Raw genomic sequence first — 18,451 nt, 5'->3', positions numbered from 1 at the left:
CTTAGTGTTATAATTCAGCCCGTTTAATAGAGGTTGGACCACTTAATCAATGTAATGTCAAAATAGGCATAAGGTCATATAAAACTCTTGATGAACATTTTTAAAGATAAATAACTTTTTAAACCTTAAGGTAATTTTATATGAATAAAATCAAACTACTTCGCCCAACCCTTGCGGCTGTGGCGGTCTCTGTTATTTGTGCATCAGCACAAGGTGCTACCGTTCGTAACGATGTCGATTATCAATACTTCCGTGATTTTGCTGAAAATAAAGGTGCTTTCCGTCAAGGAGCAACTAATGTTGGTATTTATAACAATCAAGGGCAGTATGTCGGCACTATGCTACCGAATGTACCAATGCCTGATCTTGCCGTAACAAACCGTCGAGAAGGTTTTAATACACTTTTCCATCCACAATATGTAGCTAGTGTAAAACACATGGGAAGCTACTATAACTCAGTACCATTACAATTCGGAGAAGATAGCCACAACCCTGATAATCATCACTTCACCTATTTAACAGTTGATCTAAATGAGCACCCAGACTTAGATTTTAACGCCCCACGTTTACATAAATTAGTAACAGAAGTTGCACCGATTCCAGTAAATAACGCAGAATCACGCAAAAATGCAATGTTGGACAAATCTCGCTATCCTTATTTTGTACGCGTCGGATCTGGTACTCAAAAATCTCGCAATCAATATGGTCAAGATAGCGATGTTGCATATCACCACCAATATTTAATTGGTGGCACACCAATGCGTATAAATAGTTCTGATTCCAATCAAATGCAATTTAATGGCAACCTCTTTGAGGATGGATTACCTACCTATGGTCAAAAAGGGGATAGCGGATCTCCATTACTGGTTTATGATGCGAAAGAAAAACGCTGGGAATTAGCGGGAACACTTGCAACCTTATGGAGCGATCCTCGCAATGATTATACTGTCGCTCAGAACGTTTATATGGCAAATACTATCAAAGATGATGAAATTGATCTTCGAATTACTGCTCAAGAAAATTATTGGAAAGGTGAGGGCGCTTCAAGTTCGAAATTAAAATTAGCGGATCCTGCTAAAAAATATCTTGATAATGGCATAGAACGACCTTCTCTTGCTAATGGTAAAACTGTTCACTTTAGCGGTGTAGAAAACAGCGAACTTATACTCGAAAATACCATTAACCAAGGTGCTGGTGCGCTTTATTTTAATAACAACATGACTGTTCGAGCAAGTAACAACAACGATTCTTGGACAGGTGCAGGTGTTGTGGTCAATGGTAATAAAACCGTGAACTGGCAGGTGAAAAACCCACAAGGTGATCGCTTATCTAAATTGGGTACGGGTACATTATTAGTCAATGGTAAAGGGAAAAACCTTGGCGACATTAGTGTAGGTGATGGTACGGTTATTTTGGATCAGAAAGCAGAAAATGACCAACAACAAGCCTTTAATCAAGTTGGGATCACAAGTGGTCGTGGTACGGTCGTACTAGCGAATGATAAACAAGTTAATCCAAATAAAATTTACTTTGGTTTCCGTGGTGGACGTTTAGATCTTAATGGTAATGCACTCAGTTTTAGCTATATTCAAAATGCAGATGATGGTGCAAAAATTGTCAACCATAACCGAAATCAAACTGCTTCTATCACCATCGGCAAAGATTTAGCTGAAAATGAATTAGAGTGGGTAAATTGGAGTAAAAAACCCCAAACGGTATTTGGTATTTATGAATACGTTAATACACATAGAAATAACCGCACTGATTATTTCCGCTTAAAACCAAATGGTAACCCAAATCAATACTTCCCAGTTGATCAAAACTCAAGTAATGATTGGGAATTCTTAAGCAGTAATAAAGCAGAAGCAATCCCAAAAATATATTCACTGGCAACATTCAGCGGTACGTTAGGCGAAACAGATAGCAGTCGTCCAAACGGTGGATTAAATGTAACCTTTAACCCAAGTAATTCCAATAACTTGTTATTACTGAACGGTGGGGCGAATTTAAATGGTAGCCTAAACGTTGAAAAAGGCAACGTTGTTCTTTCTGGTGTGCCTGTCGCACATGCTTACGATTATCTAAGAAATAAAGAAGTGGTAAGAGAAAATGAATGGACTGATCGCCAATTCACCGCACGTGAATTTAACGTCACTGGCAATGCAAAACTTGAAAGCGGACGTAATGTTTCTCAATTAAACGGTAATTTCAATGCTAAAGATCAAGGGCAAATTAAATTAGGCTTTGTTCAAGGTGAATCGAAAAACTGTATGCGCTCAACTCATACAGGTGAAACTAAGTGCGAAAACAATGCGGTATTAAGTCAGTCGGTATTCAACCAATTACCAACGACTAAAGTAACGGGTAATGTGAATTTACAAAACCAAAGCCAACTCCAATTAGGAAAAGCACATTTGGTTGGTCGCATTAACGCAGATGAACAAACCCAGGTAACCTTGAAGCCAGAAAGCCAATGGACATTAACAGGCAACAGCAACGTAGGTAATTTAGCGCTTTCAAACAGCCTAATTACATTAAACCAACGTTATGATGAAATTGGGAATAACCATAAAGGTAATATCGATTTTAATGAGTTAACCATTAATGGTAATTTAACTGGTACAGGTTCTTTCCGCTTCTTAACAAATGTAGCTGAACGCCGTGGTGATCATATTGTTGTCAATGGTTTAGCCAATGGTGCATTCCAACTTTCATTAAAAAACACGGGTGCTGAACCAAATGAAATCAGCCCATTAAGTTTAGTGAAATTAAACAATCCGGGACAAAATAATGCGAACGCTCGTTTCACATTAGAAAACGGCTATGTGGACCTTGGTGCTTATCGTTATATTTTAGCGAATAACAATAACGACTATCGTCTTTATAACCCATTACGTGATGCGCAAGTAAACCATGGTGCGAGCACACAAACTCAAGAGCTCAGCCGAGAAGAGTATGAGGCTGTACAGCGTCAAATTAAGGCAAAACAACGTGAGCTTAACAGTTTAAATGCGCAATATGAACGAGCTAAAAGACAAACTGATGCTAAAAATGCAGAAGTGAATAGACTGCAAAATACAGTTAATCAAACAGATGCAAAATTGAAAAATATAGTGGAGCAATATAATGCGGTAGGCCAAAATCAAAAGGCAAAACGCAACTATTTGTATCGCCAATACACTCAATTAATCAATACATTGAAGCAGCAAAACAATCGTTTATCTACAGCAAAAAATGCAGCGGCTGAATTATTGAAAACGCAAACAAATGCAACAAATTTGGTTGCAAAATTGCGCCAAGATATTACTAGCTTAGAAGCAAGTAAAGCACCTCAAAAGACAGGTAATATTGATAAAGCCCGTGAACTATGCGAAGCACAAGGTGCTAGCCATGCTATTTGTTCTAAAGTGTTGAGAATTGCAAATACAAGTGATTTAACTCGCTTTGAAAATGAGTTAGATATTGCGATTCAACGTTTAGAAAATGCAGAAAAAGCTCTAGCATTAGCGATGAATGATGGTGATGCTCAAGCTATTGCTTATGCGAAAGAAGCGGTAGAAAATGCATCTAAAGAAGTGTTAACGAGTTTAGAAAACAACTATGAAAGTTTATCTGAAATCGAGCAATTCTTAGCAGAAAATGAATCAAAAAATTCAGAAAGTACCAACGCTAAAGTCGCTGAAATGTTAGCTACACAAGCAAATTTAGAAAATAACAAACCTCAATCTGCATTAGTGAGTCGTTATTCTAATACTGCATTATCTGAAATGTCAGCTAACGTAAATGTAGCGTTACAAATCGCACGTAATCTTGATCGTCATTTATTAAGTCAAGATAATTCGAATGTATGGGTAAATACTGAATCAACGAAACAGAACTATCGTTCTAATTTCTATCGCCCATACAAACAAAGCTTAACAATGACACAAATCGGTGTGGCAAATAATGTAAATGATAATGTACGAGTTGGTGCAGTGTTATCACATTCTCGTGCAAACAACACATTTGCTGAAAACGTGAGTGGTAAAAATCGCCTAACCGCTTTAAGCACCTATGTAAAAGGTAATTGGAACAATGGCATATTTGCGAGTCTTGACCTAGGTTATGGCCGCAGCCGTAACACCATTGATTTTGATGGTAAAAACAATGTGTTCCACCGCAGCTTATTTAGTGCTGGGGTAAATGCTGGCATCCAATGGGATTGGGGTGTAAACGTTCAACCATCTATTGGTATACGTTATAACCGTTTATCCAAAGCGAATTATCATCTCGCTGAAGCAAAAGTTGAAAACAAAGCATTAAATCTTATGACTTACCGTGTAGGTTTAGCGTTAAGCAAAACCTTTGATGTAGCAGGTGTAAAATTAACACCAAGCGTAGCGTCTTACTACAATGATGCAACACAGCGTAAAATGGCTGTAAATGGTGCATTGTCAGTAAATAATATCGGTATGCAACAACAATTTGGACGTTATTTCAACCACGAAGCAGGACTTGCTGCTCAATTCAATCAATGGCAAGTTAGCGCACAAGTGGGTATGCTTAAAGGGTCTGATATTACCACTCAAAAATATGCCGCATTTAAACTGGGCTATACTTGGTAATTTGAATAATCCATTTAATGCTTAAACATTAATAAAAAATCTCCATTGACTGAAAAGGCAATGGAGATTTTTGTTACTATAAAAATTGAATCCCAAAACGACCGCACTTTCAAAAATACAATCTGTATATTATTTTCAATGATTTCCCCCCATTGCAGCACAATTCCACCTATGTTAGGCTATAGGAATAATCGTCTCTCTCAATATTCGTTAACTTTTACGTTTAATTATGACAACAAATGCTCAACACTATACGATAAATGAAGGGTCATTCTTACTGCCTAATAACTGGCAAGACGAATCCCTCAATGTTTTTTCCTTCAACAGCCATTCCGGTGGAAATCTTGTTATCAACAGAACCCCTATTACTGAAGACATTTCTGACCAAGATTTTTATCAAAAAATTATTGAGCAATTTCGTCATAATCTCAACGGATATCAAGAAAATGAATGCCGAGAAGTTACCTTAGAGGGAAAGCCTGCTTACTTGCTAGATTATTACTGGGATACACCTGAAGGTCCAATTTATCAACTTTCTGTGCTTTATATTGTGCAAAATAAATTATTAACTTTTACTTATTCAGCACAAGAATCTTTTTCTCCAAATAAAAAAGAAGCATTACTTACTGTTGTTTATTCCTTTAAAACCACCTCAAAAACGAATTAAATTACGATGACAACACCTGCTATGCCAGCGGCTCGCGTTGGCGACCCATTTAAACACCGAAGTTTTATGGCAGCGTTGGCTGGTGCAGCAGCTGGTGCCATAATTGAGTTTGGGGTAATTTCTGCTTGTGGCTTCTTTTTAGGGGGAATAGGTGGCTTTGCAGCAGCAATGGTATTATTAAATACACCTGTTGTAAGCAGTACTATCGATAAAGTAAAAAGTGCGGTAGAAAATTTCTTTGAATCTGACGATCCTGATGGTTTTATTATCAAGGGTAGCATTAATGTATCCGTCAATAAAAGAAAACTTGCCTATGCAACACCATCTAATGCTAAAGATCAAACTCCAACCATTAAATGTGATAACCATGGGCCTAAAATCATCGCCCAAGGTAGTGAAAGTGTGTTTGTCAACGGATTCCCTGTTGCTCGAAAAGGAGATGGCACAAAATGTAGTGCAAAAATTAGTGATGGTTCTCCTAATGTTTATATTGGTTCAGGACAAGGCACTTATGCAGAGATGGAGCCTGAATTTAATAAACTTCAGAGATTAGCACTCATTGCGGTAGAATTTGTTGTACCTCCCACTGCGGCTGCAGGGAAAGGTTTACTAAAAGTTTTTAAAGCTGGTTTTAAAGCTATAGCAACTAAAGGCCCTAAAGCTGCTGCTGCAATGCTTGCCAAAAAAGCAGCCCGCTCATTAAACCCTAAAAACGCATCCGCTATTAAAAATTTTGGCTGTGCAAAGCAAGCTTTTAAAAACAATAAAGGGCTTAAGCGCTTTACTGAAGGCGGAAAAAAATGGGTAAAAGGAGACCCTATTGATGTTTTAACAGGGCAAGTGGTCGAACAGCGCGTTGACTTTACGCTTGGTCAAACCATTCCGCTTTCCTTTATCCGCACTTGGGCTAGAAGTAAAGAAGACCGTTTTGCTGATGGACTTTGTGGACGTTTTTGGGTTGATAACTTCTCCGAATCTGTCGAGCTTAGCCAGCAAGGTCAACAAATTAAGATTGCTACTGCAGAAGGAACCTATCTGCGTTTTTCCTTACCAATCGGATGCATGCAATCTTTTAACCCTGATCATCCACAATTTACCTTAAATCGTTATCGAGACTTTTTAGAGCTTTATGATCGTGAAGCACAACTGTCTAAACGTTTCTATATCACAACACCTGCTTTTAATGAGCACAACGATGACTTAGGCTTTCCTCTGCTTGAAGACGGAATTTATCCTATTTCTTATTGGCAAGATACCTTTGGCAATAAAGTTGAGTTTATTTACCAGAAAAAGCGCTTAGTTAAAATTAATCATTCAGATGGCATTGTACTTGCACTTGACTATAAAACTCAGGGCGAAAAGCAGTGGTTACACCAAATTCATCGCATTGATAACGGCTTAAATGAAATCCTTGTTTCCTATGTACAAAATGAACAAGGTCATTTAATTGAATCCGATGCCTTACTTGATTATCACCTGTTCTATACCTACGATAACCAAGCTAATCTTATCCGTTGGGAAGATAAGGATAGAACTTGGGTAGACTATCATTATGATGAGCATGGTCGTGTTATCCATAGCGTAGGGGCTGATGGATTCTATCCTGTATGGTTTGAATATGCTGAAAATCAAACCAAGGTTCGTGATAGCAAAGGCCATGTCACGGTATATGACTTTGACTCGCAAATCATGAAGCCACTTACCATTACCTCACCAATGGGTTCGGTAACTCGCTTTGAATACGATCAATTTGGCAATCTTCTTTCGCAAACCTTTGCAGATAAAACTCAAGTAAGTTTTGAATACTTAGAGGATACAGGCCTTGTCAGCGCGTTCACTGACCCAATGGGAAATCAATGGACGTATTCCTATAACGAAGAAGAACAACTCATCCGTATTGAAGACCCAATTGGACGGGTGTGGACATCGGTTGAACAAAAAACAGAAGAAAATTCGACCGCACTTTTCACCGCGCCAGATGGCAGCCAAACCGCCTTTGTGCGTAATGAATATGGCTTATTAACCCACGTTGTTTCCAAAGCCACCAAGCAAAATTCGGCACAAGCTCAACTTCAAGCGGCTTATCGTTATGACCCTCGTCATCGTTTAATCGAAACACAAGATGCCGAGCAACGTCGCATTCAGCTTTCTTATAATAATGAAGACCAAATCAGTCGCTTACAAACCGCAAGCGGTAAACATTGGCATTATGGCTATACTCATCATCAAAAGCTCGCACAAATCAATCGACCAAATGCAAGTCAGGAAAGCCAAGTTTATGACCGACATGGCAACCTAACCAAATACACCGATGCTAACGGTGTGGTGTGGCAATTGAAATATGGTGCATTTGACTTATTGATTGAGAAAATCGACGGTGAAGGCCATGTATGGCGTTATGACTATGACAAAGACAGTTTAAAACTAAGCAAAGTCATCAACCCAAAAGGAGAACAATATACCTACGCTTTTAACGCTGATGGACAAGTTGAAGTTGAAACAGATTTTGCAGGCAATATCTGGCATTACACTTATGATGCTAACGGGGCGTTAAATACGCTTACCGATGGCGAAGGGCATCAAACGCAATACACATACAATGCTAACGGACAATTAATTCAACTCACTACCGTTGATGATGTAATTAGCTATACCTATGACAATGCGGGACGAGTAACACACATTCAATCCACAGACAGTACATTAACCTATGTATATGATATCAATGACCGGGTAATTGAAGAATCACAAAACAGCCATAAAATCTACCGCACTTTTGATGATATCAATCAAACCGTGACTCGTGTGCTTTATCCAGCTGGTCAAGATAAGCCTATTACTACCCGATTCAAATATAATAATCTGGGCGAATTGGTTGAGCTACAATTGCCAAATTGGGAAAATGAATCCCAACAAACCGATATCCAAGAAAAAGAAGTCCATACACTCCATTTCCTTTACGACAACGAAGGCAATGAAATCAGTCGCCAAAGCAATCTTGGCTTTATTCTCAATCAGCAATTCAATGAAATGAATCTGCCGATTCGTCAGCGTGCCGGTTATGAGCCAACACATCACTTTGATAGCCAAGCATTAAAACAAACAGGTATTGATAGCCCTACTTTTGCTGAACTAAATCGAACCTATCAATACGATAAAGCCTTAAACACCATGGCCGCTAATGATGAAATCGAATCCTTGAGATTTGTCGTCAATGGTAATAACCAAATCACCCAAGTGGTTAGCCAATATCAAACCCGTGAAAACTATCACTATGACCAAAGTGGTTATATTAGTCGACAGTATATTCAGGCAGATGATTATCGTTACAATGGACAAATTAAGATTGATAACTTGGATTTGTACCAACAAGGCAATAAACTCAATCGTATAGGCAATAATTATTACAGCTATGATAAAGCTGGGCGTTTAGTAAAGAAAACCACCATTAAAGACGGTTTTAGAGGTAAAACCCTTTATTATCGTTGGAATGGTAATAATCAGTTAGAAAGTTTGACCAATGAATGGGGCGAAGTTTGGTATTATAAATATGATGCTCTTGGTCGACGCATTGAGAAAGCTTGTCCGCAACGAAACATAAAAACTACTTACTTGTGGGATGGTGACCAAGTTGCTTACCAAGAAACTGAGCGTTATAACACATTAGAAAGCCAACGGCATAATGTATTCAATGGTTGGGAGCTGATTGCACAGCAGGACAGTTACTTTAAAACTGACCTTCGCAATCATCACAAAACCTGGACGCAAACCACAAACTATGCGGTCTGTCAGCCTAATGGTCAGCCACTTGCTTTATTTAATCCTCAAGGTAAACGCACTTGGCGAAAAGCCCCGAGTAGTTTATGGGGTTTGCCACTGCTCGAAAGTTGGGAAAGCAAACAAGCTGAGCCGTTAAATCCAAATCTGCTCTTTGCCGGACAATATTTTGACCAAGAAAGTGGATTAGCCTATAACCGTTTTAGATATTACGACCCACAAAGTGGTTGTTATCTAAAATCCGACCCGATTGGACTAGCGGGTGGTGAAACGCCTTATGCTTATGTGCATAATCCTTGGGATTGGTTAGATCCGTTTGGGTTGGCCAGATGTAAATCCCTACGAAAACAATATATGGGGAAAACACCAAGTAAAAATAGCAAAACAGGTAGAGAAGTAATTGAAAGAATGCGCAAAGAGGGGAAAATTAGAACAATGGGAGGGAAAACGCAATTTAAAGACTCCAAAGGTGTATGGCGCCCTCTATCAGATGCAGACATGGCACATAAAATAGATGCAGTAAGCTGGTGGAATTCCACAGGAAGACAATATGGAGCAAGGTCTCCAGAGGTAAGGGAATTTATGAAAAATGCTGATAATTACTATTTAGAATATTACTCAATAAATCGCTCTCAAGGCGCTAAACTTTCTGAAATATACTTACCACCATTAAAATGAGGAATAATATATGATATTAACTAGTGAACAAATAGCAAAAATAGTTCAAAAAATGGAAAGCTTCAAACCATCTAATAAAAAAGAAACTATTCCTTTCCTTTTGAATCTATGGGATGAATTACCTGAGCCCAAAAATAAACAGCCTGAGCAAATATCTAATTGGATTATTGACTGTATATTTAATGAATATTTTAATAGTTCTGATTTTATACAGGCGAAAGAATGGGCTGAAAAAGCGTTGCATAATGATACTGCTGAAGATGGAGCATATGAATATTTTCAAATGGGTCGAGTTTGCTACGAACTTAATGAGATAGATGAAGCTCTAAAGTATTTTGAAATAGCTTATCAAAGAGGGAAAAAACGGGCGTTCCAAGAGTTTGATAAAAAATATTGGAAATTTTATTCAGAAAATAAAAAATAAATCCTTGCAAACATGCCTTTACTTTATCATCTCTCCATTCTTTAAAAAGTAAAGAATATCAAACAAAAGCGCGGTCAGAATTCAAAGTATTTTCTAGTAAAAAATACCTAAAAAACTGACCGCACTTTTCTTGCTTCACAGACAATGAAATCAACCACCAAAGCAACCTTAATCTTATCCTCATCAGTGATTGTGAGGTAACCCCCTTTATTATCGTTGGAATGGTAATAATCAGTTAGAAAGTTTGACCAATGAATGGGGCGAAGTCTGGTATTATAAATACGATGCTCTTGGTCGACACATTGAGAAAGCTTGTCCGCAACGACACACAAAAACCACTTACTTGTGGGATGGTGACCAAGTTGCTTACCAAGAAACTGAGCGTTATAACACACTAGAAAGCCAACGACATAACGTATTCAATGGTTGGGAGCTGATTGCACAACAGGACAGTTACTTTAAAACTGACTTGCGCAATCATCACAAAACTTGGACGCAAACCACAAACTACGCCGTCTGCCAACCTAACGGTCAGCCACTTGCTTTGTTTAATCCTCAAGGTAAACGCACTTGGCGAAAAGCCCCAAGTAGTTTATGGGGTTTGCCTTTGCTCGAAAGTTGGGAAAGTAAACAAGCTGAGCCACTGAACCCAAATCTACTCTTTGCCGGGCAATATTTTGACCAAGAAAGTGGATTAGCTTATAACCGTTTTAGATATTACGACCCACAAAGTGGCTGCTATCTAAAATCCGACCCGATTGGACTAGCGGGTGGTGAAACGCCTTATGCTTATGTGCATAATCCGATGGGATGGATTGATCCGTTTGGGCTGGCTGGGTGTGATAGACTAGCTGATAGGTATGCTAGATATTTGGAGTTTAGAAAACAAGGTCTGAAAGCAATAGATGCGGGCAAAATGTCAAAAGCAACTCCAGGGTGGGGAGAGTATTTTGCTAAATTATCAGGAACTAAACCACCACCAGGAATGGTTCGCCCCCACGCCCATCATATTGTTTTCCAAAAAGGTCCCGCTGCTGCTAAAAAATACATAGCGGATAGCCAACGAATATTAAGAGAAGCAGGAATAAATCCAAAATACGGAATTGAAAATCTTGTATGGGCTCCAAATAAAAACCATACTGTAGCAGCAGCCAAAAAAGTTAATGAGGCTCTACGTGATGCTGTTAATAATGGAAAATCAATAAAAGAGACACTTTCTGAATTAGGCAAATTATTTGCAAATGATGCCATTTAAAGAGGTTATTTATGAGAGAAGAAATCATATCATCCATTCAAAACTTAGTTAATTATTTAAAAAATAAAGATTATTGGAATGACATTAATTCATTTTGTTTATATACAGATGAGGATCTTATGTCTTTATCTCTTCTTTTTAATACTAATAGTTATTATACACATACACTGGATCCTGAATATCCCTTAACTTTTAAATTCATGCCTTCTGAATGGTATAGTGAAACTATTAAGTTAGAGGAGGATGAGATACTATACAACAATACATTTTTTAAAGAGATAGAAGAAGAACTAAGAAAAATTCAATTTGGGGAAAGATCTAAAATACCTAACTTATATAAACAACTAATTGAAGCAATGAAATATTGTATTTCAACTGGAGTCTTTCCTAAAAAGGAATCTAACATATATTTAGTTATGAAAAGTGATAATTATAATGGAAAGGATATACTAAAAGATAATAGGGAATTAAATTCTGATAAAATTAATAGTGAATTAAAGGATTTTGTTAAAAATGAGTTATGATTCCTATCATTTCTTTCTGATGATATACATTTCCAACCAGAGATATTCGAAATCAGAGAAAAGGGCAAAATCGTCTTATTAATATAGCTTGATAACTACCCTTTCTGGTACGCCTCTCCCGACGTGTGCCTTTATTTTATCTACTACAGTTCTTTAAAAACTAAGAAATACCCACAAAAGTGCGGTCAAAATTTAGAGTGTTTTTTTATTGAAAATACCCTAAAAACTGACCGCACTTTTTCTATTTTCCAGTCACTCCAACCTAGGATTTATCCTCAATCAGCAATTCAATGAAATGAATCTGCCGATTCGTCAGCGTGCCGGTTATGAGCCAACACATCACTTTGATAGCCAAGCATTAAAACAAACAGGTATTGATAGCCCTACTTTTGCTGAACTAAATCGTACCTATCAATACGATAAAGCCTTAAACACGATTGCCGCGAATGATGAAATCGAATCCTTGAGATTTGTGGTTAATGGTAATAACCAAATCACCCAAGTGATTAGCCAATATCAAACCCGTGAAAACTATCACTATGACCAAAGTGGTTATATTAGCCGACAATATATTCAGGCGGATGATTATCGTTACAATGGACAAATTAAGATTGATAACCTGGATTTGTACCAACAAGGCAATAAACTCAATCGCATTGGCAATGATTATTACAGCTACGATAAAGCCGGGCGTTTAGTAAAGAAAACCGCCATTAAAGACGGTTTTAGGGGAAAAACCCTTTATTATCGTTGGAATGGTAATAATCAGTTAGAAAGTTTGACCAATGAATGGGGCGAAGTTTGGTATTATAAATATGATGCTCTTGGTCGACGCATTGAGAAAGCTTGTCCGCAACGAAACATAAAAACTACTTACTTGTGGGATGGTGACCAAGTTGCTTACCAAGAAACTGAGCGTTATAACACATTAGAAAGCCAACGGCATAATGTATTCAATGGTTGGGAGCTGATTGCACAACAGGACAGTTACTTTAAAACTGACCTTCGCAATCATCACAAAACCTGGACGCAAACCACAAACTATGCGGTCTGTCAGCCTAATGGTCAGCCACTTGCTTTATTTAATCCTCAAGGTAAACGCACTTGGCGAAAAGCCCCGAGTAGTTTATGGGGTTTGCCACTGCTCGAAAGTTGGGAAAGCAAACAAGCTGAGCCGTTAAATCCAAATCTGCTCTTTGCCGGACAATATTTTGACCAAGAAAGTGGATTAGCCTATAACCGTTTTAGATACTACGACCCGCAGAGTGGGAACTACTTAGCCTCTGATCCGATTGGGTTGAATGGTGGTGAAACGCCTTATGCTTATGTACATAATCCGATAGGGTGGATTGACCCGTTTGGGTTGGCAAGATGTCATGGATTACCATCAACAAGAAAAGCTGGGGGGACAGGTAAAAACTATGATCCTGCCAAAGGGCAAGGATTATATGTATTGAGAGATCCACTAACAAATAAAATTAAATATGTTGGACGAGGAGATGCTTATGCAAGAGGTATAGCTCATCAAGCATCAGCTGACAAAGGCCATCTAGTTCAAGAAATATTGGCTCGTAATAACTTAACAAAAGCAGAGGCAAAATATCTTGAACAAAAATTAATGGATCATTTAGGTGGAGCAAAATCTACCAATCCAGCAACAAATCTTCTGAATAAAATAAGATCTTATTCTCCATCAAATCCAAAAGCAGGAACATATGATATTGCAGGGGATACTTCAAGTTGGGGTAGAGAAATATTTAATGATATTTTAAAGAAACTATAGGAAATATAATGAAAAAAATACAGTTTAAAGAAGGTGATTTATTTTTTATAAATGATATAAAGGTAGGTAAAAAAGTTTTTAGCTTTGAAAATAAATATAGATTAGGTAAATTAATTTATATATCATCTTTATTTAAAGATATGATAGGATTTATTCCTTCAGAAGATACTTTTAATACCATTCCAGAAAATTTAAATGAAATCAAGTTTCTTGAGAACGTTATTTATACTGGAAATTCAGAACTAAAGAATAGTAATTGGAAAATTATAGGCTATCAAAATATAACAAATAATGAAATTACTCTGACTAAACGTAGAGTTGCAAATGCCATAATGATAAAAGATGATGAAATTAGAATCTGTACAGATGATGATTACAAAAAATATAAAAATCAAGGCATAGCTGGCTTAGCAGCTGTTCATTATTTACTAACTAACATATAAAAAATACGTTTGTTTTGATAATGCTAACTTGCTAGTTGTTTCTCTCTACTAGAGAGTATCCTCTTGATATGATCTTTATTTTAATTAACTAAGAATCTTGTATCTTCCATAAAAGTGCGGTTAGAATTCAAAGTGTTTTCTAGTGAAAAACGCCTAAAAACTGACCTCACTTTTCCTAATTAATCGGCAATAAAATCAACCACCAAAGCAACCTTAATCTTATCCTCACTCAGTAATTGTGAGTTAAAACCCTTTATTATCGTTGGAATGGCAATAATCAATTAGAAAGTTTGACCAATGAATGGGGCGAAGTTTGGTATTATAAATATGATGCTCTTGGTCGACGCATTGAGAAAGCTTGTCCGCAACGAAACATAAAAACTGCTTACTTGTGGGATGGCGACCAAGTTGCTTACCAAGAAACTGAGCGCCATAACACACTAGAAAGCCAACGGCATAACGTATTCAATGGTTGGGAGCTGATTGCACAACAGGACAGTTACTTTAAAACCGACCTACGCAATCATCACAAAACCTGGACGCAAACCACAAACTACGCAGTCTGCCAGCCTAACGGTCAGCCACTTGCTTTATTTAATCCTCAAGGTAAACGCACTTGGCGTAAAGCCCCTAGCAGTTTATGGGGATTGCCGTTGCTCGAAAGTTGGGAAAGCAAACAAGCCGAACCGCTTAACCCAAACCTACTCTTTGCCGGGCAATATTTTGACCAAGAAAGTGGATTAGCCTATAACCGTTTTAGATATTACGACCCACAAAGTGGATGTTATCTAAAATCCGACCCGATTGGGTTAGCGGGCGGTGAAGCGCCTTATGCTTATGTGCATAATCCTTGGGATTGGTTAGATCCGTTTGGGTTGGCAAGGTGTAAAGGACTACCTTCAACTCGTAAAGCTGGGGGAACTGGAGCTAACTATGACAAATTAAATGGGCAAGGACTATATGTATTAAGGGATACAGCGGGTAATATTAAATACGTAGGAAGAGGTGATGTTTATGCTCGAGGTGCAAAACATGCTACAGACCCTAAAAAAATGGGATTAACTCAAGATATTATTTTTGACAATAATTTAACTAAGGCAGAGGCTAAGTATTTAGAGCAAAAACTTATGGGAATGTTTGGCGGTCCTAAGAGTACAAATGCTAATTCAGCGTTATTAATAAAATCATATTCAAGAACTAATCCGAATTCACCAATTTATGATATTGCTGGTGACTCTAAAAGCTGGGGAAAAGAAATATTAAAAGATGCATTAAATAGATTATAAGGAGTATGAAATGGCAAATAAAAAAATAGTAGAAGGTGACGTTTTCATCTTTTCAGATGTAACAATTGGTGAAGAAACATTATCTCTAAAGAACCAAATTAGGTTAGGAAAAGTCGTGTTCTTGTCTAAAATAACTAAAAAAGCGATAGGAGTTATTATATCTCATGATACCTTTAGCGAAATACCTAACCCTAATAGTATTAATGAAATAAAATTTACTAATACAATATTCTATACTGGAAATCAGTTTTTAAAGAATGGGTATTGGGAAATTGTGGGAAATCAACCTGTTACAGAAGCCGAAAAAGATCTTACATTAAGATTAATTGGAAATAGCTTATGGAAACTAGATACTAATCTTGGTGTAATCTCAAATGAAGATAGAAAAAAATATAATAAACAATTAATTCATGGTTTTGGAGCATTATACTCAATTATAAATCAATTATAGGCTTTCTAATAACGCGTGTTCCCACACACGAACCTATTTTAGTTCTTTAAAAAGTAAAGAATGTCAAACAAAAGTGCGGTCAAAATTCTAAGTGTTTTTTAGTGAAATGAGCTTCGAATACATTATAAATTTAGATTCAAAAGAATCTACCAGTTTAATTTCAACAGATTTAAGAGCTAGTCAATTATGTACATCTACTACAAAAGATTATATTGATTGGATAGACCATGAATCAGAACATAATATTCCATACGATATAAGATTTTATACAGATGAAGAGAAATCTATTTTCGTTGCTATAAATTGTTTTTCTAAGAATATTTTTTCTGCAATAAAATCAATTTTAAGTAAATATAATTACTATTTAGTCGATTGCGACACAGATGAAAAAGTTACTCTAGAATACATTTTTCGTTCTATACTTTAATAAATATCTTGTTGGTTGAATCCACATAATGGTGCAAGTTTCCAACATATGTCATTATTCTAGTCAATCATTGCTTTGAATAATCAATAAGTTAAATCCCAGGAAACCACTTATACCACTTACCTTTAACTGGTTGTGGGTAATTTTGTTTTAAGAACTGATAAAACTGGGTGAAGTTATTATTAAAAATCGTATCCTTTGGCACAAACCGATAAAGTCGTTTTCCTTCAGGTGTTTTAATGAGCATAAACCAATATTTCTGATAATTGACAGAAAGACCACTCTTATCTAAAGCCAATAAATCTTCAAATTGGTAGTGATGAAGTAGTGTTCTTGCGCTAAAGACAAAAATACCTTTGGAATTGAAATAATAACGCTCAGCGCTAAATATTTTCCCACAACTAAAAGGAATGAGTTTTTCACCTTCAAATTCTTGATTCCCTCTAGTTTGTAGAAAACGTATAAATGGAATGACAGTAAAAGAAGACAAAAGTATAAGAACAACAAATAAAACTAAAATTTCCATAAGTATTAAATCTTTTATAAAAGAGCCAAAAACTCATATAAAACAACCGCACTTTTGAGATTCAAATCAAAGTGCGGTCGTTTTTTAGGGATTTTTATGAATTAATAAGGATTACCACCAGCCAAGTAGTTTCATCCATAATCCACCCACACCAAACCAAATCACTAATGAAAGGATGGAAACAATAAAGCTCACGCCCCACCATTGACCGGTTGAGTTATAACCTGAGCCGTATAAAGCAGGACCAGGACCACCAGCATATTGTGTTAAACTCATGGATAATGTTGAGGTGTAACCTAAACCAATTGCAGCAATGATTGGTGGTGTACCCACAGCGATAGCCGCTGCCACGAAAGCGAGATACATTGCAGAAATATGCGCCATGGCTGAAGCAAAGAAATAGCGGGTATAGAAATACACCAACACTAAAATAGTAAAGGCAACTGGCCAACTGAAACCGCCTACAGATGAGGAAATGTGGGTGGAAATCCAAGTTATTGCGCCGTATTTATTGAGTGCATTTGCCATCATCACCAATACCGCAAACCAGAACATCGTATCCCATGCGGTGGTTTCTGCCACGATATTTTTCCAGCTCATAATATTGGTTAATAATAAAATCACTAAACCGATAAACGCTGAAATTGTTGCAGGGATATGGAAGACTAAATCACCCACCGTCCAAAGGAATAAAAGAAGGATAAAGTCTAGGGCAAGAATCCATTCTGCTTTGCTCATTGGACCCATGCTTTTTAATTCTTCACGTGCCATTTCCGCCATTTTAGGCGTATCTTTTAATTCTGGCGGATAAATTAAATACACGAAATAAGGTAAGACGATTAAGCTCACAATACCTGGTACGATTGCCCCTAAGAACCATGTCATCCAAGTGATTTCTACACCTTGGCTTTTCGCAAGCTCTGCAATTAACGGGTTACCCGCCATGGCGGTTAAGAACATGGTACAAATAATCGTATCGATTTGAGAGACCGCAATCGCTAAGAATGCACCCGCACGACGAGCGGTTGGACCTGGTTTGGACTCATACGCATCAGCAATAGATTGCATAATTGGGTACATAATACCGCCCCCACGCGCAGAAGCCGAAGGAATCCCTGGACCGATAACAACATCAGCCAACGCCATACCATAAGCCACGCCCATCATTTTTTTACCAAAACGACCAACGAAGTACAGCGCGATACGTTTACCTAAACCGGTTTTAATCACCGCACGAGATAAAAACATGGCAATAGCAATCAACCAAATGGTGCCGTTCGCAAAGCCAGATAACATACCAACATCACCTTGTTTTGGTGAAATCGGTGTAAGCCCAGTTAATCCGCTGATCACCAATGCCACCAAGGTTGCAGCACCCATAGGCATGGCTTTCGCGATAATAGCCACAATGGTTGCGACAAACAGTGCCAGCATTCCCCAGGCTTTTGCGGACAAACCTTCTGGTGTTGGGATTAACCAAATCCCTAAACCAATGATGACGGCAATCAGCAGCCCCTGCCATTTAAAGCCAAGTTTGACTTCTACTGCTGGAATCTTACTTTCCATAGGATAACTCCTAGATAAATGAACAAAAAATAATTCATCA

The 18,451-nt window shown here is 37.5% G+C and carries 13 protein-coding genes; 11 read left to right on the top strand and 2 right to left on the bottom strand.

Going from position 1 to position 18,451, the window contains the following annotated elements:
- Positions 1–140 precede the first annotated feature (140 nt).
- From INP94_RS02830 to INP94_RS02780, 11 genes are all read left to right on the top strand, one after another.
- Positions 141–4,604 carry a S6 family peptidase gene (locus INP94_RS02830; protein WP_197543977.1) on the top strand — a complete coding sequence of 1,488 codons (4,464 nt, stop codon included), beginning with the start codon at positions 141–143 and terminating at the stop codon, positions 4,602–4,604.
- A 229-nt stretch (positions 4,605–4,833) separates the two neighbouring features.
- The gene (locus INP94_RS02825) at positions 4,834–5,271 is read left to right on the top strand and encodes a DcrB-related protein (RefSeq protein WP_197543976.1); all 438 of its coding nucleotides are present in this window, start codon (positions 4,834–4,836) and stop codon (positions 5,269–5,271) included.
- Between the two features lie 6 nt (positions 5,272–5,277).
- On the top strand, positions 5,278–9,726 hold the full coding sequence (locus INP94_RS02820) for an RHS repeat-associated core domain-containing protein (protein WP_197543975.1): 4,449 nt from the start codon (positions 5,278–5,280) through the stop codon (positions 9,724–9,726).
- Positions 9,727–9,736: 10 nt separating this feature from the next.
- Positions 9,737–10,150: a hypothetical protein gene (locus INP94_RS02815; RefSeq protein WP_197543974.1), complete on the top strand. Its 414-nt coding sequence runs from the start codon at positions 9,737–9,739 to the stop codon at positions 10,148–10,150.
- Positions 10,151–10,394: 244 nt separating this feature from the next.
- Complete coding sequence (locus INP94_RS10920) at positions 10,395–11,405, top strand: RHS repeat-associated core domain-containing protein (protein WP_197543973.1); 1,011 nt, start codon at positions 10,395–10,397, stop codon at positions 11,403–11,405.
- 11 nt (positions 11,406–11,416) lie between these two features.
- Positions 11,417–11,929, top strand: a complete 513-nt coding sequence (locus tag INP94_RS02805) for a DUF4303 domain-containing protein (protein WP_197543972.1) — start codon at positions 11,417–11,419, stop codon at positions 11,927–11,929.
- A 295-nt stretch (positions 11,930–12,224) separates the two neighbouring features.
- Positions 12,225–13,712, top strand: coding sequence for an RHS repeat-associated core domain-containing protein (locus INP94_RS10865; protein WP_269475109.1), 1,488 nt, complete (start codon positions 12,225–12,227; stop codon positions 13,710–13,712).
- Positions 13,713–13,720: 8 nt separating this feature from the next.
- Positions 13,721–14,155, top strand: a complete 435-nt coding sequence (locus INP94_RS02795) for a hypothetical protein (RefSeq protein ID WP_197543971.1) — start codon at positions 13,721–13,723, stop codon at positions 14,153–14,155.
- Positions 14,156–14,445: 290 nt separating this feature from the next.
- Positions 14,446–15,441 (top strand): RHS repeat domain-containing protein, encoded by a 996-nt coding sequence (locus INP94_RS10855; protein WP_197543970.1) that lies wholly within the window; start codon positions 14,446–14,448, stop codon positions 15,439–15,441.
- 10 nt (positions 15,442–15,451) lie between these two features.
- Positions 15,452–15,892 carry a hypothetical protein gene (locus INP94_RS02785; RefSeq protein ID WP_197543969.1) on the top strand — a complete coding sequence of 147 codons (441 nt, stop codon included), beginning with the start codon at positions 15,452–15,454 and terminating at the stop codon, positions 15,890–15,892.
- A gap of 106 nt (positions 15,893–15,998) precedes the next feature.
- Entirely contained in the window at positions 15,999–16,319 is a 321-nt protein-coding gene (locus INP94_RS02780) for a hypothetical protein (RefSeq protein ID WP_197543968.1), read from the top strand.
- Positions 16,320–16,410: 91 nt separating this feature from the next.
- Here the strand turns inward: INP94_RS02780 and INP94_RS02775 are convergent, their stop codons facing one another.
- Positions 16,411–16,845: a hypothetical protein gene (locus INP94_RS02775; protein WP_197543967.1), complete on the bottom strand. Its 435-nt coding sequence runs from the start codon at positions 16,843–16,845 to the stop codon at positions 16,411–16,413.
- A 111-nt stretch (positions 16,846–16,956) separates the two neighbouring features.
- Entirely contained in the window at positions 16,957–18,411 is a 1,455-nt protein-coding gene (locus INP94_RS02770) for a DASS family sodium-coupled anion symporter (protein WP_197543966.1), read from the bottom strand.
- Between the last annotated feature and the right edge of the window lie 40 nt (positions 18,412–18,451).

This window comes from Haemophilus parainfluenzae (assembly GCF_014931395.1).
Classification (GTDB): Bacteria; Pseudomonadota; Gammaproteobacteria; order Enterobacterales; family Pasteurellaceae; genus Haemophilus_D.
Note: the sequence above shows the minus strand (reverse complement) of the source record. Positions and strands in the feature narration are given on the sequence as shown.